Origin of the sequence: Streptomyces sp. D2-8, from assembly GCF_023184515.1 — a bacterium.
Lineage (GTDB): Bacteria > Actinomycetota > Actinomycetes > Streptomycetales > Streptomycetaceae > Streptomyces.
The window spans coordinates 180,230-195,181 of record NZ_JAAHBP010000014.1 but is presented as its reverse complement, the minus strand read 5'-3'; the positions used below and the strand labels follow the sequence as shown (position 1 = coordinate 195,181).

Annotated in this window: 12 protein-coding genes; 8 read left to right on the top strand and 4 right to left on the bottom strand. The window is 71.4% G+C overall.

Annotated features, from left to right (window positions below; genetic code table 11):
• Positions 1–27 precede the first annotated feature (27 nt).
• Entirely contained in the window at positions 28–1,524 is a 1,497-nt protein-coding gene (locus tag G3I77_RS24870) for an MFS transporter (protein ID WP_282573902.1), read from the bottom strand.
• A 165-nt stretch (positions 1,525–1,689) separates the two neighbouring features.
• On the opposite strand from G3I77_RS24870, the gene G3I77_RS24865 reads away from it, so the two are divergent.
• Positions 1,690–2,268, top strand: a complete 579-nt coding sequence (locus tag G3I77_RS24865) for a TetR/AcrR family transcriptional regulator (protein ID WP_248507261.1) — start codon at positions 1,690–1,692, stop codon at positions 2,266–2,268.
• 10 nt (positions 2,269–2,278) lie between these two features.
• On the opposite strand, the gene G3I77_RS24860 is transcribed toward G3I77_RS24865, so the two are convergent.
• The gene (locus tag G3I77_RS24860; protein ID WP_248507259.1) at positions 2,279–2,929 is read right to left on the bottom strand and encodes an HAD family hydrolase; all 651 of its coding nucleotides are present in this window, start codon (positions 2,927–2,929) and stop codon (positions 2,279–2,281) included.
• A 14-nt stretch (positions 2,930–2,943) separates the two neighbouring features.
• Entirely contained in the window at positions 2,944–4,410 is a 1,467-nt protein-coding gene (locus tag G3I77_RS24855) for a helix-turn-helix domain-containing protein (protein ID WP_248507257.1), read from the bottom strand.
• 191 nt (positions 4,411–4,601) lie between these two features.
• Between G3I77_RS24855 and G3I77_RS24850 the strand changes: the two genes are divergently transcribed.
• The 4 genes from G3I77_RS24850 (at position 4,602) to G3I77_RS40695 (ending at position 8,739) form a co-directional block, all read left to right on the top strand.
• The gene (locus G3I77_RS24850) at positions 4,602–5,528 is read left to right on the top strand and encodes a proline dehydrogenase family protein (RefSeq protein WP_248507255.1); all 927 of its coding nucleotides are present in this window, start codon (positions 4,602–4,604) and stop codon (positions 5,526–5,528) included.
• A gap of 54 nt (positions 5,529–5,582) precedes the next feature.
• Positions 5,583–7,214 carry an L-glutamate gamma-semialdehyde dehydrogenase gene (gene pruA / locus G3I77_RS24845; protein ID WP_248507253.1) on the top strand — a complete coding sequence of 544 codons (1,632 nt, stop codon included), beginning with the start codon at positions 5,583–5,585 and terminating at the stop codon, positions 7,212–7,214.
• A 602-nt stretch (positions 7,215–7,816) separates the two neighbouring features.
• A complete protein-coding gene (locus G3I77_RS24840) occupies positions 7,817–8,359 on the top strand; it encodes a GNAT family N-acetyltransferase (RefSeq protein WP_248507251.1) in 543 nt (180 codons plus the stop codon).
• Between the two features lie 248 nt (positions 8,360–8,607).
• Positions 8,608–8,739 (top strand): hypothetical protein, encoded by a 132-nt coding sequence (locus G3I77_RS40695; protein WP_086025117.1) that lies wholly within the window; start codon positions 8,608–8,610, stop codon positions 8,737–8,739.
• Positions 8,740–8,785: 46 nt separating this feature from the next.
• Here the strand turns inward: G3I77_RS40695 and G3I77_RS24835 are convergent, their stop codons facing one another.
• Positions 8,786–10,366: a metallophosphoesterase family protein gene (locus tag G3I77_RS24835; protein WP_248507249.1), complete on the bottom strand. Its 1,581-nt coding sequence runs from the start codon at positions 10,364–10,366 to the stop codon at positions 8,786–8,788.
• Between the two features lie 154 nt (positions 10,367–10,520).
• Here G3I77_RS24835 and G3I77_RS24830 point away from each other — a divergent pair, with 154 nt between their 5' ends.
• The 3 genes from G3I77_RS24830 to cimA all read left to right on the top strand — a co-directional run bounded on the left by G3I77_RS24830 (position 10,521) and on the right by cimA (position 14,925).
• The gene (locus tag G3I77_RS24830) at positions 10,521–11,564 is read left to right on the top strand and encodes a 3-isopropylmalate dehydrogenase (RefSeq protein WP_248507247.1); all 1,044 of its coding nucleotides are present in this window, start codon (positions 10,521–10,523) and stop codon (positions 11,562–11,564) included.
• Positions 11,565–11,806: 242 nt separating this feature from the next.
• Positions 11,807–12,895 (top strand): branched-chain amino acid aminotransferase, encoded by a 1,089-nt coding sequence (locus G3I77_RS24825; RefSeq protein WP_248507245.1) that lies wholly within the window; start codon positions 11,807–11,809, stop codon positions 12,893–12,895.
• 425 nt (positions 12,896–13,320) lie between these two features.
• Positions 13,321–14,925, top strand: a complete 1,605-nt coding sequence (gene cimA / locus G3I77_RS24820) for a citramalate synthase (RefSeq protein WP_248507244.1) — start codon at positions 13,321–13,323, stop codon at positions 14,923–14,925.
• The last annotated feature ends 27 nt before the right edge of the window (positions 14,926–14,952 follow it).

The following is a 14,952-nucleotide window of genomic DNA, read 5'->3' as shown; positions in this document are numbered from 1 at the left end:
TCCGGGGGCTCCGCCCCCGGGGCCCGTTCACCCAGAACGGACTCGTCCCTCAACGCCGGACGGGCTGAGCTGATCAGCCCGTCCGGTGTTTGTGCGTACCGGGACCCGCCGCAGGGTCACCACCGCCGCTGCCGCCGCGGCGGTCAGCAGCACCGCGCCCGTGACCGCCGCCGCGTGCATGCCGCTGGTGAAGGCCTCGCGTGCCGCCGTCGCCAGGGCGTCTCCCGCGCGCCCCGGGAGCCGGTCGGCCACGGCCAGGGCGCCGCCCAGGGTCTCGCGGGCCGCGGCGGGAGCCGAGGCCGGGATCTCGTGGCGGTAGACGGCGGTACCGATGGAGCCGAGGAACGCCATGCTCAGCGCGCCGCCGAACTCCGTGCCGGTCTCCAGCATTGACGACGCCGCGCCCGCCTTCTCCACCGGAGCGGAGCTCAGCGCCAGGTCGGCCACCTGGGACATGACGGCGACGATGCCGCAGGCCAGGACGGCGCACGCGGCCAGCAGCAGCCAGAGCGAGTCCGTACCGGCCAGGGCCAGCGTCATGTAGCCGCACGCGGCGACCACGAAGCCTCCGCCGACGACGTACGCGCGAGGCACGCCCCGCTGCACGAGGCGGGCGCCGACCGGGGCCGCGAGTCCGATGGGCACCGTCGGCAGCAGGCTCCACAGCGCCGCCTCGAGAGGGCTGTTGCCCAGGACCGACTGGATGTACTGGGTCGTGAAGTACGCCGAGCCCATCATGCCGAAGGCGGCGACGAGGTTGAGGACGACGGCCGGGCTGAAGCCGCGGCCCCGGAACAGCTCCGGCGAGATCAGCGGGGAGGCCGCGGTGCGCTGGCGCTGGACGAACAGCGCGGCGAAGAGCAGCCCGACGGTCACCGACATCACGTACCGCACGTTCCAGCCCTGTGACGCGAGTTCCTTCAGCCCGTAGATCACGGGGAGCACCGCCGCCATCGACAGGGGCACGCTCAGCAGGTCGAAGCGGCCGGGGTCCGGGGTGCGCGACTCGGGCAGCAGGACGGGGCCGAGGACCAGGAGCAGCAGCATCGCGGGCAGGTTGACCAGGAAGACCGAGCCCCACCAGAAGTGCTCGACGAGCACCCCGCTCATCACCGAGCCGAGCGCGATACCGGCCGTCATCACGCCCGACCACACTCCGATCGCCTTGGTGCGCTGCGCGGGGTCGGTGAACATCGTGCGCACCAGCGCCATCGTGGAGGGCATCAGCGTCGCGCCGCCGATGCCGAGGACCGCGCGGGCGGCGATCAGGGTCTCGGCGCTGGTGGCGTAGGCCGCGACCAGGGAGGCCGTACCGAAGGCGGCGGCGCCGATCAGCAGGAGTCTGCGGCGGCCGATGCGGTCGCCGAGCGAGCCCATCGTCATCAGCAGGCCGGCCAGCACGAAGCCGTAGATGTCGAAGATCCACAGCTGCTGGGTGGCGCTCGGCCCCAGGTCGGCGCTGATCGCGGGGATCGCGAAGTAGAGGACGGACACGTCCATCGAGACCAGCAGCAGCGGAAGCATCAGCACGCCGAGAGCCGTCCATTCGCGGCGGCCGGCGAGGGCGGGAGGGTGCGGGTTCGTCGTCACGGCCAGGACTGTACGAGCGTATTAAACGCTTGTATAGTACGTTTGTTTAATACGTGCGTATGGGACGTATGTATGGATGCCGGGGTAGGGTGAGGTGCCATGGGACACCGTGAGGATCTGCTCGAAGGCGCCAAGCGCTGCCTGCTGGCGAAGGGCTTCCTGCGCACGACCGCGCGCGACATCGTCAAGGAGTCGGGGACGAACCTGGCGTCGATCGGCTACCACTACGGCTCGAAGGACGCGCTGCTGGCACAGGCGTACATCGGGATGGTGGAGGGGATGTCCGACGCCTTCGAGGGGGGCGGTGAACCGCGGGGCGAGCCGGGGTCGTTGGAGCGGTTCACCGGGGTGTGGGCGAACATCATCGGGACCATGCGCGACCCCGGGTCCATGTGGCGGCTCAGCATGGAGATCGTGGCCATGGGTGACCAGCTGCCGGAGGTGCGGGAGCATCTCGCGCGGGCCCAGCGCGAGGGTGCGCGCGGCATCGTCACGCTCTTCCACGGCGGCCCTGAGGAGGACGTCCCGGAGGAGCGGGTGGACACCCTCGGCTACTTCTACCTGACCTTGATGATGGGCCTCATGGCGCAGTGGACCTTCGATCCGAAGAGCGCGCCCGAGGCCGGGCAGCTCACCGAGGGGCTCCGCCAGGTGATCGAGGCAGCCGGGGGGAAGTGACGCGTCCCCCTCAGCCGGGGGCGCCGACGACCGAGTCGATGGCGGACGCGGTGTCGGGAGCGGTGCGGGTGGGGGTGTGCGCCGTCTCGGTCCAGGAGCGGCCGGCCGACACCCAGACGCTGCGGGCGCCGACGGCCGCCGCGCCGCCGATATCGGCGTGCGCGGAGTCGCCGATCACCCAGGCGCCGTCGAGGGTGGCGCCGACGGCGGCGGCAGCGGCGTGGAAGATCTCCGGTGCGGGCTTCTTGTGGCCGACGGCCTCGGAGACGACCCAGCCGTGGGCCAGCGCGTCGAGGCCGGTGTTGCGGATCTTCGTCTCCTGCTGCGCCGTACGGCCGTTGGTGACGATGGCCAGGGTCCAGCCGGCGGCCAGCGCCCGGCCGAGGGCGGTGCGGACGGGGCCGGACAGGACCACGCGGTCGGCCGCGCCCCGGTCGAGCAGGGAGCGGACGGCCTGCCCGGGTGCCCTCTCGCCGTACCGTGCGTGCACGGCCCGGGCCACCTCGGCGCGGGGCGTGTAGCCGCCTGCGTCGACGGTCATCAGCCACTCGGTGTCGTGCGCGGGCAGGGCGTGCTCGGCGAGGAAGGCCGTGACCGCCGCCCGGAACGCGGCGTCCCGGTCGACCAGGGTGTTGTCGAGGTCGAGCAGCAGCAGGGGCATGGGCGGGCCGGTCCTCACAGTCGGTGTGCCTTCAGGGCCATGTGCAGCAGCAGACGGTCCTCGCCGTCGTCCAGGTCGAGGCCGGTGAGCTTCTCGATCCGGGACAGGCGGTAGTACAGGGTCTGGCGGTGGATGCCCAGCTCGGCGGCGGCCCGGGCGGCCTGACCGGCGCAGTCGAGATAGACCTCGGCGGTGCGGGCGAGTTCGTGGTGGACCGGGGCGAGCAGCGTGCGGGCTACGGGGTCGTGGGCGACCTCCGGGGGCAGGGCGGTGAGCAGCCGGAACGGCCCGATCGACGCCCACTGCGCCACCGGCCCGAACCGCGTCTCGGCCAGCGCCGCCCGAGCGGCCGCCGACGCCTCTGCCCAGGCGGTCGCCAGGTCGGCGAGGCCGGAGCGGGGGGTGGCGACACCGGCGGCGGGGCCGGAGCGGGGGGTGGCGGCACCGGCACCGGCGCCGGAGCCGGCTCCGGCTGTTCCGCTCGCTGTGCTCGCCGTGCCCGCCGTGCCTGTTCCGCGAGCCGTTCCCGCTCTGCCCGTTGCACCCGCCGTGCCCGTGGAGGATCCGTCCGTGCCGCCGGTGGCGTTTCCGCCCTGGCCGCTGCCGCCGGCCCCCCGCGCAGCCGCGCTCGGCGGACCGCTGCCGCCGGCCCCCCGCGCAGCCGCGCTCGGCGGACCGCTGCCGCCCGCCCCCCGCGCAGCCGCGCTCCCCGCGCCGCTTCCCCCTCGCGCCCGCTCCAGCAGTCGCCCCGCCGCCGTGGTCGCCGGGGTGAGGACGTCCGGGGAGCGCAGACGGATCAGCACCGCCAGGCATGGGGCCGTCGCCCCCCACGGCAGGGTGCACAGGGCCGTCGCGCCCGGGACCGCGCGGACCGAGGGGGCGTCGTCGGGGTCGGCCGAGGGCCAGGGGGCGATGCACATCAGGGCGTGGAAGCCGTCGGCGCGGGGGCCGAGGGCCGTGCGGAGTTCCGCGACGGCCATGTCGCTCTGCCAGCCGTGCTCGGCGGTGAGGACCGCCCGCAGCTCGCGGCTGAGGTCGGCGCCGTGCTGGGCCTCGTCCGCGAGCAGGGCGCCGATGCGGGCCGTGACCTGCATGGCGGCGGCGAGCTGGCGCTCGCTCGGGCCGGGATCGTCGTCCAGGAGCCAGACGTAGCCGTGCACCACGCCCCGGTGACGGACCGGGAGGCAGATCCGGCCCCGGTAGACCCCGGCCTCCGGTGTCGGGGGGATGCGGACCGGGCCCGTGGCGCGGGTGATGCCGAAGCCCTCGAACCACGCCCGGACCGCCGCCGTCGAGCGGCGGGTGAGGATCGAGCGGGTGCGTACGGGGTCCAGGGCCGACGGATCGAGGTCGCCCTCGCTGTCGTACGCCCCGAAGGCGATCAGCTCGAAGTCCCGGTTCTCCAGAGTCGCGGGCGCGCCGAGCAGCTCCGAGATCTCGTCGACCAGCTCCTCGTAGTCGCCCCTGTGTTCCGACGTCACCTGGGCATTGTCGCGCACTTCCCGGACCCCTTCATACATCTGTCTGAGATCTGTGGCACGGATGCGTGACAGCTGTCGATGGCAGACGATCGGAGGGATCCTTAGGTTTCACGGTGGTTCTCCGTGCCGTACCCGACGCATCATCCGCGAGGGGTCCGGCCTTCACGTTGCTTGTGCTCTGGAGGTGCCCCGTGCTGGGTCCCGTGATTCTCGCCGCGTCACGCAGCGACCGGATGCGACGCCTGGTCTCGGCGGCCCCGGTGACCAAGCAGGTCGTCGACCGCTTCATCCCGGGCGAGGACGTGGACGACATCGTCCCCGTCGTCCGGGAGCTCGCGGACCGCGGCCTCGAACTGACGATGGACGTCGTCGGCGAGGACATCACCAACCCCGCGCAGGCCGCCGCCGCCCGGGACGCCTACCTGGAGCTCGTCGACCGCCTCAAGCCGCTGGAGCTCGGCACCCGCGCCGAGATGTCGGTGAAGCTGTCGATGTTCGGGCAGGCGCTGGACGACGGCCACGAGCTGGCCCTGAAGAACGTCCGCCCGGTCGTCGAGGCCGCCGCCGAGATCGGCACCACGGTCACGCTCGACGCCGAGGACCACACCACCCTCGACTCGATGCTCGCCATCCACGAGGAGCTGCGGAAGGACTTCCCGCAGACCGGCTGCGTCATCCAGGCGTATCTCTTCCGCACCGAGGCCGACGCCCGCCGCCTCGCCGCGAGCGGCAGCCGGGTCCGCCTGGTCAAGGGCGCGTACAAAGAGCCCGCCTCGGTCGCGTATCAGGACAAACACGAGATCGACCGGGCATACGTTCGCGTTCTGAGGACGTTGATGCAGGGGGAGGGGTACCCGATGATCGGGTCCCACGACCCGCGCCTGATCGCGATCGGCCAGGAGCTCGCCCACCAGGCCGGGCGCAAGCCCGACGCGTACGAGTTCCAGATGCTCTACGGCATCCGCACCGAGGAGCAGCTGCGGCTGGCCGCCGAGGGCCACCGGATGCGCGTGTACACCGCCTACGGCACCGACTGGTACGGCTACTTCATGCGCCGTCTCGCGGAGAAGCCGGCCAACCTGCGCTTCTTCGCCCGCTCGATGCTCACCAAGGGCTGACAGCTCTTCAAGGGCTGAGACCGAAACACCGCTCAGTAAGGAGTTACGGAAAACATGGACGCTGTGACCCAGGTCCCCACCCCCGTCAACGAGCCGGTGCACGGCTACGCCCCCGGCTCGCCCGAGCGGGCCCGGCTGGAGGCCCGGCTGAAGGAGCTGGCCGACAACCCCGTCGACCTGCCCTGCACCATCGGCGGCGAGAAGCGGATGGGCGGCGGCGAGGCCTTCAAGGTCGTCCAGCCGCACAACCACCAGGCCGTGCTCGGCACGTACCGCAACGCCACGCAAGCGGACGCCCAGGACGCCATCGACGCGGCCCTGGCCGCCGCGCCCGCCTGGCGTGCGATGTCCTTCGACGACCGCGCGGCGATCATCCTGCGCGCCGCCGAGCTGCTGTCCGGCCCGTGGCGCGAGACGCTCGCCGCCTCCACCATGCTCGGCCAGTCCAAGACCGCCCAGCAGGCCGAGATCGACACGCCCTGCGAGCTGATCGACTTCTGGCGGTTCAACGTCTCCTACGCCCGCAACCTCCTGGCCGAGCAGCCCCCGGCCAACTCCCCGGGCGTGTGGAACCGTCTGGACCACCGCCCGCTGGAGGGCTTCGTCTACGCGATCACGCCCTTCAACTTCACCGCCATCGCCGGCAACCTGCCGACGGCCCCGGCCCTGATGGGCAACGTCGTCGTCTGGAAGCCGTCCCCGACGCAGACCCACGCCGCCGTGCTGCTCATGCAGCTGCTGGAGGAGGCCGGTCTGCCCAAGGGCGTCATCAACCTCGTCACCGGTGACGGCATCGAGGTCTCCAAGGTCGCCCTGGAGCACCGGGACCTCGCGGGCATCCACTTCACCGGCTCGACCCCCACCTTCCAGTACCTGTGGAAGACGGTCGGCAACAACATCGAGAAGTACCGCACCTACCCGCGCCTCGTCGGCGAGACCGGCGGCAAGGACTTCCTCGTCGCCCACCCGTCGGCCGACCCGGCGATCCTGAAGACGGCGTTCACCCGCGGCGCCTTCGAGTTCCAGGGCCAGAAGTGCAGCGCCACGTCCCGGGCGTACATCCCCGCCTCGATCTGGAACTCCGGTTTCAAGGAGGAGCTGGCCGCCGAGGTCGACGGCATCAAGATGGGTGACGTCACCGACCTGTCGAACTTCATCGGCGCCGTCATCGACGAGCGTGCCTTCGCCAAGAACAAGGCCGCCATCGACCGCGCCAAGGAGGACGCCTCCTGCACGATCGTCGCGGGCGGCACCTACGACGACTCCGTGGGTTACTTCGTCCGCCCGACCGTCATCGAGTGCACCGACCCGGAGAACGAGGTCTTCCGCACCGAGTACTTCGGCCCGATCATCGCCGTGCACGTCTACGAGGACGACAAGTACGACGAGATGCTGACGCAGATGGAGTCCGTCTCCGACTACGCCCTGACCGGCTCGGTCATCGCCAACGACCGTGCGGCGGCGGCGTACACGGCGGACAAGCTGCGCTACGCGGCCGGCAACTTCTACATCAACGACAAGTCCACCGGTGCCGTCGTCGGCCAGCAGCCCTTCGGCGGCGGCCGCGCCTCGGGCACCAACGACAAGGCCGGCGCCCCGCAGAACCTGATGCGCTGGACCCTGACCCGCGCCATCAAGGAGACGCTGGTCCCGCCGACCGACTACACGTACCCGCACATGGGCTGACACCCCGCGGCGCACCGACGGGCCAGGCCGAAAAGGCCTGGCCCGTCGGCATGCCCGGCGGAAACACCGGGGCCATGACCACGACGGAGACCGTGACCACCGGGGACGGCGTACGACTGTGGGCCCAGCGCTCCGGCCGGGGCGCCACGCCCCTGGTGCCAGCGGTACGGGCATCGGCCCGGACAGCGACCGGCACGGCGCGTGCAAGGAGAACCAGCGGGCCCGGCTCGGAGAGCGGCCCGAACGTCCGGTCCGCTGGGGGGAGCTGACGGACACGCCGGGGCGCGACGAGGCCCAGGAGCGGGAATGGGCAGTCCTGCACTGGTCGGCCGAGTTCCCGGACGCCGACCGGGCGACGGAGCACGCCGAGCGGAGGGCCGCCCCCTGGCTCGGGATCAACTCCGCGTGCAACCAGCGGCTGACCGCCGCGGCGAGGAGTGTCTGCGGCACCCCCGGCCTGTACGCCGCCCGCGCGGGCCTGGAGGTGCCCGTGCTCATCGTCGACGGGGCCGAGGACATCCGGCCGCGCTCGACGGTGGACTCGCCGGAGCGGGCCCGGACAACCGGTCGAGAGCCGCCCGGTCCCTTCACATACTGGTGCGATGACCATCCGAGCGCGCACCGCCCACACCGCCGATCTGACCCCCGCCGAACTCGACGCCGTGCGCGGCCTCCTGGACGACGCGTTCGAGGGTGACTTCGGGGACGAGGACTGGGACCACGGCCTCGGCGGCATGCACGCCCTCGTCCACGACGACTCGGGGCTCGCCGCGCACGGCGCGGTCGTGATGCGCCGGGTGCGGCATCGCGGCCGGTGGCTGCGCACCGGGTACGTCGAGAACGTCGCCGTCCGCGCCGACGCCCGCCGCACCGGTCTCGGCGGGCTGGTCATGGCGGAACTGGAACGCGTCGTCGACCGGGCCTACGATCTCGGTGCCCTCTCCGCGAGCGACGACGGTGCCCTGCTCTACACCTCCCGCGGCTGGGAGCCGTGGAGCGGTCAGGTGCACGCCCTCAGCCCGCGGGACGGCGTCGTCCGCCTGCCGGACGAGGAGGGCGGTACCTACGTCCGTGCCGCCCTGGCCGGCTCCCTCGACCCCGCGCACGAGCTGCTCTTCGACTGGCGCGACGGCGACGTGTTGTAGAAAACATCGCAGGTCAGCGCGGTGTGACCCAGTCCACCGTCTCAGATAGTAGGAAGTCCGAGTAATTGTGGAGACAGACGCTCCGCGCTCCCTTAGCTTTGTAGGAGCCGAACGTCTCGCTCGACCAAGCGAATGGCGGTCGTGAGCCGGGCCCCGTGCAGGCAACCCCTGCGGCACCGCTCCCCGCCCCTTCCGGCGTCTCGTAACCCTCCCTGTGCACTCCATGCTGTCGAAGGAGTCGATTTCCCATGGCCGAGACGACCGTCCGCCGCCGAGTCCGTCACGTCTCCCGTATGAGCGAGTCCGACCGCAAGAACGCCGCCGCCGCGCTCCAGCGCGCCCTCGACCGCAGGGACAACGGTGGATCCAGCGGCCACTGAGCCGCATCAGGACCGGGAGCCGCCCGACGAGGCGCGGTGCGGGGCGTCAGGCCCCGCGCCGCACCTCGAAACGGTCGATCCGCGCACCGCTCGACGCCAGCGCCGACACCGTGAGCTTCGGCCTGGTGCCGCTCTCCGCCTCCACCGAGAGGAACGAGAAGCCGCGGTAGCGCACCCGCGACCACTGCGCCGACTCCGCCTTGGTGTCCTGGGACTTGGTCCACCGGAACGTGGTGACCGGCTCGTGGTCGGCGGTGTTCCCCTCGTAGCTCTCCTTCACGCCGTCGGGGAAGCCGTAGAGCTCCTTGCCGCCGCCGCCCGCGGTGACGTACACGATCCCGTCCCGGCGCGGATCCGTCGTCCCGCCGACCGGCACCGGCCGGCCCACCTCGCCGTTCCGGATGGCGTCCGTCCGCTCGTAGACGTGGTTGTGCCCGTTGATCACCAGGTCCACCTCGTGCCGGGCGAACAGCGGCAGCCACTCGGCGCGCACCCCGCCGTCGGAGGCGTGCGTGGACGTTGAGTACGCGCAGTGGTGGAAGAAGACGACGATGAAGTCGACGTCCTTCGCGGACCTTAACTCGCCGAGCTTCCGGTCCAGCCACTTCGTCTGCCTCCCCTCCGTGTAGCCGAAGTTGGCGGGGATCTCGTACGACACGTCGTTCGCGTCCAGCGCGACCACGCCGACGTTGCCGTAGGTGAAGGCGTACACGCCCGGTGCCGTGCGCGCGTCGAAGCCGCTGTCCGGCAGGGAGAACCGGGCGAGTTGGCCGCCGTAGCCGTCGGGTGAGTACCAGGCCTCCATGTCGTGGTTGCCGGTCGTCACCATCCACGGAACCGACCTGGCCACCGGCTCGGTCTGCTTGAGGAACCGGTCCCACTGGCTCACGTCGAAGACGTCCGACTCCTTGCCCTTGCCGGTCGGGTCGGCGTAGCAGATGTCGCCGGCGTGCAGATGGAAGGCGGGCTCGCGGCGCAGCAGCGTACGGTCGTTGAGGGCCGCCTCCTCGCCGACGCCCTGGTCGCCGAACGCGGTGAACACGAACCGCTTCGGCGGGCTCGCGGGCGCCGTGCGGAAGGACGTGACGGTCGACCGGTGCCGCGGGGAGGCCGGGTCGAAGCCCTCGTGGCCGACGCCGTAGTAGTACGTCGTGTCCGGACGCAGGCCGTCCAGCGCGGCGTGCAGGTAGTACTGGTCGACCGCCGCCCGTACGCCCTTCAGCTCCGGGGTGTGCAGGTCGCGCAGCTCCGCTTCGACCTTGCGGCCGAGGTCGTCGGGGCGCAGGCCCACCCGGACGTACGGCCTGCGCACCGCGAGCGGCACCTGCCAGGAGATCCGCATCTGCGTCCTGGGGTCGGCGCCGAAGGCGAGATGGCGGCCGAAGGGTGTGATGAGGGAGCCGGGCGCCTTGGAGGTGCCGGGTGACGGGCTCCCGGCGGCCGTCGCGCCGCCCTGGCCGGAACGGGTGCCGGAACCGGAGCAGCCGGTCAGCAGCCCGCTCGCCACGGCGCCCGCGGTCACCAGGGTGCGCCGCCGCGACAGCCGCGTCCGCAGGTACTCGTGCTGCTCCGCCATGCTCATCCGGCGGGCGAGCTCGGGCGGGATGCCGAAGTGGGGGATCTCCATGTCCGGCGAGCTTCCCACCGGAGGCCAACGGCCGCACCACGTACGGGTGAACGGCACCCGGCGGACGCGTGCCGTCCCCCGAGCGGGTGCCTCCCGCCTGTCCGCATCACGGACACCGAATGTCATCCCATGGGACGAGGAGTAGGGTGCCCGCATGTCTCGCAGCATCAATCTCGCAGTGATCCCGGGTGACGGCATCGGCCAGGAGGTCGTGGCCGAAGGTCTGAAGGTCCTCTCCGCCGTCCTTCCGCAGGATGTGAAGCTGGAGACCGAGGAGTACGACTTCGGCGCCCGGCGCTACCACGCCACCGGTGAGACCCTCACCGACGCCGACCTCGACGCCCTGAAGCGGCACGACGCGATCCTGCTCGGCGCGATCGGTGACCCGTCGGTGCCGTCCGGCGTCCTGGAGCGCGGCTTCCTGCTCAAGCTCCGCTTCGCCTTCGACCACCACGTCAATCTGCGTCCGTCGAAGCTCCTTCCGGGTGTCGCCACTCCGCTCGCGGGTGAGCCGGAGATCGACTTCGTCGTGGTCCGCGAGGGCACCGAGGGCCCGTACACCGGCAACGGCGGCACGATCCGCAAGGGCACCGAGCACGAGGTCGCCACCGAGGTCTCGGTGAACACGGCCTTCGGTGTCGAGCGCGTGGTCCGTGACGCCTTCGCGCGTGCCCAGGCCCGCCCCCGCAAGAAGCTGGCGCTGATCCACAAGAACAACGTGCTGACCTTCGCGGGTCACCTGTGGACCAACGTCTTCAACAAGGTGGCCGAGGAGTTCCCCGAGGTCACCACCGAGTACATGCACGTGGACGCGGCGACGATCTACCTCGTCACGCAGCCCGAGCGCTTCGACGTGATCGTTACCGACAACCTCTTCGGCGACATCGTCACCGACCTCGCCGCGGCCGTCTCCGGCGGCATCGGCGTCGCCGCCAGCGGGAACATCAACCCCTCCGGCGACTTCCCGTCCATGTTCGAGCCCGTGCACGGCTCGGCCCCGGACATCGCCGGCCAGGGCAAGGCCGACCCGACCGCCACCGTGCTGTCCGTCGCCCTGCTCCTGCGCCACCTCGGCTACGAGGCCGAGGCCGCCCGCATCGACGAGGCGGTCGCGGCCGACCTCGGCGAGCGCACCGGCAAGCCCGCCCGCTCCACCTCGGAGATCGGCGACGCGCTCGCCGTACGCGTAGCCGGCTGACCCGCCGCTGCACACCGCAAGCCGCCGGGTCGCATCCGCGCCCGGCGGCTTCCGCATGTTCCCGCCGGGTGCCACCATCGACCACCGGGCCGCATTCACCCCGTTCCTTCCGCCGCCGCCCCCGGGCGATAATCGAACGCGAGGCCGCGCAATGAGGGAATGCTCGGACGTCCTAGCACTGGTCACCATCAGAGCAGTACCGAGCGCGGCCCGTCACTACAACCGGTGAAGGACATCAACCCATGACGACGCCCACGATCGAGCTCAAGCCCTCCGCCCACCCGCTCTCCGACGCCGAACGCGAGGGAATCCTGGCCAACCCCGGGTTCGGCCGCCACTTCACCGACCACATGGTGACGATCAAGTGGACGGAAGGCCGCGGCTGGCACGACGGCCAGCTCGTCCCGTACGCGCCGATCTCCCTCGATCCCGCCACCACGGTCCTGCACTACGCGCAGGAGATCTTCGAGGGTCTGAAGGCCTACCGCCAGCCCGACGGGTCCGTCGCCACCTTCCGCCCCGAGAAGAACGCCGAGCGGTTCCAGCGCTCCGCCCGCCGGCTCGGTATGCCCGAGCTTCCGGTCGAGACGTTCATCGAGGCGTGCGACGCCCTGGTGAAGCAGGACCGGGCGTGGGTGCCGGCGCACGGGGGCGAGGAGTCCCTCTACCTGCGCCCGTTCATGATCGCCACCGAGGTCGGGCTGGGCGTGAAGCCGGCCAACGAGTACCTGTTCCTGGTGATCGCCTCTCCGGCCGGGGCGTACTTCCCCGGTGGTGTGAAGCCGGTGTCCATCTGGGTCTCCGAGGACCGCGTCCGTGCCGTCCCCGGCGGCATGGGCGACGCGAAGACGGGCGGCAACTACGCCGCGTCCCTGCTGGCGCAGGCCGAGGCCGCGACCAAGGGCTGCGACCAGGTCTGCTACCTCGACGCCGTGGAGCACACGTGGGTCGAGGAGCTGGGCGGCATGAACCTGTACTTCGTGTACGGCAACAAGATCGTCACGCCGTCCCTGACCGGGTCCATCCTGGAGGGCGTCACGCGGGACTCCCTGCTCGCCGTCGCCCGTGACCTCGGGTACGAGGCCGAGGAGGGCCGGGTCTCGGTGGACCAGTGGCAGCGGGACTCGGAGAACGGCTCGCTGACCGAGGTGTTCGCCTGCGGTACGGCCGCGGTGATCACGCCGGTCGGCACGGTGAAGCGGTCCGGGACCGAGTGGAAGCAGAGCGGCGGAGAGCCGGGCGAGGTCACGCTGCGGCTCCGCCAGGCGCTGCTCGACATCCAGCGGGGCACGGCCGACGACAAGCACGGCTGGATGCACCCGCTGGGCTGAGTCCGGCCCCCACTCCGGGGGCTCCGGCCCCCGGACCCGGGACCTATGCCCACCCACCACCCGACTCGGCCGGACAACAAGCCGCTGTCGTGGCGCACGTCTATGTCCGTCACCTGAGGTGACCCGGACCGCATCCTGAGACAACGGTGAGCGAGGCGCGGGGGTTGTGCAAGACTCCCTCCGTGCTCTCGTTCGCCATGATTATTGGCAGCAGGCGCGCCGGTCCGCAGTGACCGCCACGTACGACCAGGTACGGGCGGACACCGTCGTCCTCGACCCGCGCGCAGACCTCTCGCACCCGCGAGAGGTTTTTCGCATTTCTGGCCCACCCACAGCCGGAGGCGAGAGCGCGAGGGAGTATGTGAGGGCGGTGGAGCCGGTCATTCCGGTACGACCGAGATCCCATCCTCAGGAGCCTTGAGACCATGACCGAAACCAGCGAGCTCGACGATTCGTTCCACGTCTTCGACACCACCCTGCGTGACGGCGCCCAGCGGGAGGGCATCAACCTCACCGTCGCCGACAAGCTCGCCATCGCACGGCACCTGGACGACTTCGGCGTGGGCTTCATCGAGGGCGGCTGGCCGGGCGCCAACCCCCGGGACACCGAGTTCTTCGCTCGCGCCCAGCAGGAGATCGACTTCCGGCACGCCCAGCTCGTCGCATTCGGCTCCACCCGCCGCGCCGGCACCACCGCCGCCGAGGACCCGCAGGTCAAGGCGCTCCTGGAGTCCGGCGCGCCGGTGATCACACTGGTCGCCAAGTCGCACGACCGCCATGTCGAGCTCGCGCTGCGCACCACCCTGGACGAGAACCTGGCGATGGTCCGCGACACCGTGTCCTTCCTCAAGGAGCAGGGGCGCCGCGTCTTCATCGACTGCGAGCACTTCTTCGACGGCTACCGCGCCAACCCCGAGTACGCCAAGGCGGTCGTCCGTACGGCGTCGCAGGCCGGCGCGGACGTCGTCGTCCTGTGCGACACCAACGGCGGCATGCTCCCGGCCCAGATCCAGGCCGTCGTCGCCACGGTCCTCGCCGACACCGGCGCCCGGCTCGGCATCCACGCCCAGGACGACACGGGCTGCGCGGTCGCCAACACCCTGGCCGCCGTCGACGCCGGCGCGACGCACGTGCAGTGCACGGCCAACGGCTACGGCGAACGCGTCGGCAACGCCAACCTGTTCCCGGTCGTGGCGGCCCTGGAGCTCAAGTACGGGAAGAAGGTCCTGCCCGACGGGCACCTGCGTGAGATGACGCGCATCTCGCACGCCATCGCCGAGGTCGTCAACCTCACCCCCTCCACGCACCAGCCCTACGTCGGCCTCTCCGCCTTCGCCCACAAGGCCGGACTGCACGCCTCGGCGATCAAGGTCGACCCGGACCTGTACCAGCACATCGACCCCGAGCTGGTCGGCAACACCATGCGGATGCTGGTCTCCGACATGGCCGGGCGCGCCTCCATCGAGCTCAAGGGCAAGGAGCTCGGCATCGACCTCGGCGGCGACCGCGCGCTGGTCGGCCGGGTGGTCGAGCGGGTGAAGGAGCGCGAGCTCAGGGGCTACACCTACGAGGCGGCCGACGCGAGCTTCGAACTCCTCCTGCGCGCCGAGGTCCAGGGCGGGCCGCTGCGGTACTTCGAGGTCGAGTCCTGGCGCGCCATCGTCGAGGACCGGCCCGACGGCTCCCACGCCAACGAGGCCACGGTCAAGCTGTGGGCCAAGGGCGAGCGCATCGTCGCCACGGCCGAGGGCAACGGCCCGGTCCACGCCCTGGACAGGTCCCTGCGCGTGGGCCTGGAGAAGATCTACCCCCAGCTCGCCAAGCTGGAGCTGGTGGACTACAAGGTCCGCATCCTGGAGGGCAAGCACGGCACCAACTCCACGACCCGCGTGCTGATCTCCACGTCCGACGGCGCGGGGGAGTGGTCGACGGTCGGCGTCGCCGACAACGTCATCGCCGCGAGCTGGCAGGCCCTGGAGGACGCGTACACGTACGGGCTGCTGCGCGCGGGGGTCGCTCCGGCGGAGTAGCCGCACTCCGGCGGGGCCGGGTGCCCG

What these genes read in the sequence shown, in the direction of transcription:
- G3I77_RS24870 (WP_282573902.1), bottom strand. Translation starts at nt 1,524, where the DNA reads ATGCTTCCGCTGCTGCTGGTCTCGATGGACGTGTCCGTCCTCTACTTC.
- G3I77_RS24865 (WP_248507261.1), top strand. Translation starts at nt 1,690, where the DNA reads ATGGGACACCGTGAGGATCTGCTCGAAGGCGCCAAGCGCTGCCTGCTG.
- G3I77_RS24860 (WP_248507259.1), bottom strand. Translation starts at nt 2,929, where the DNA reads ATGCCCCTGCTGCTGCTCGACCTCGACAACACCCTGGTCGACCGGGAC.
- pruA (WP_248507253.1), top strand. Translation starts at nt 5,583, where the DNA reads ATGGACGCTGTGACCCAGGTCCCCACCCCCGTCAACGAGCCGGTGCAC.
- G3I77_RS24840 (WP_248507251.1), top strand. Translation starts at nt 7,817, where the DNA reads ATGACCATCCGAGCGCGCACCGCCCACACCGCCGATCTGACCCCCGCC.
- G3I77_RS40695 (WP_086025117.1), top strand. Translation starts at nt 8,608, where the DNA reads ATGGCCGAGACGACCGTCCGCCGCCGAGTCCGTCACGTCTCCCGTATG.
- G3I77_RS24835 (WP_248507249.1), bottom strand. Translation starts at nt 10,366, where the DNA reads ATGGAGATCCCCCACTTCGGCATCCCGCCCGAGCTCGCCCGCCGGATG.
- G3I77_RS24830 (WP_248507247.1), top strand. Translation starts at nt 10,521, where the DNA reads ATGTCTCGCAGCATCAATCTCGCAGTGATCCCGGGTGACGGCATCGGC.
- G3I77_RS24825 (WP_248507245.1), top strand. Translation starts at nt 11,807, where the DNA reads ATGACGACGCCCACGATCGAGCTCAAGCCCTCCGCCCACCCGCTCTCC.
- cimA (WP_248507244.1), top strand. Translation starts at nt 13,321, where the DNA reads ATGACCGAAACCAGCGAGCTCGACGATTCGTTCCACGTCTTCGACACC.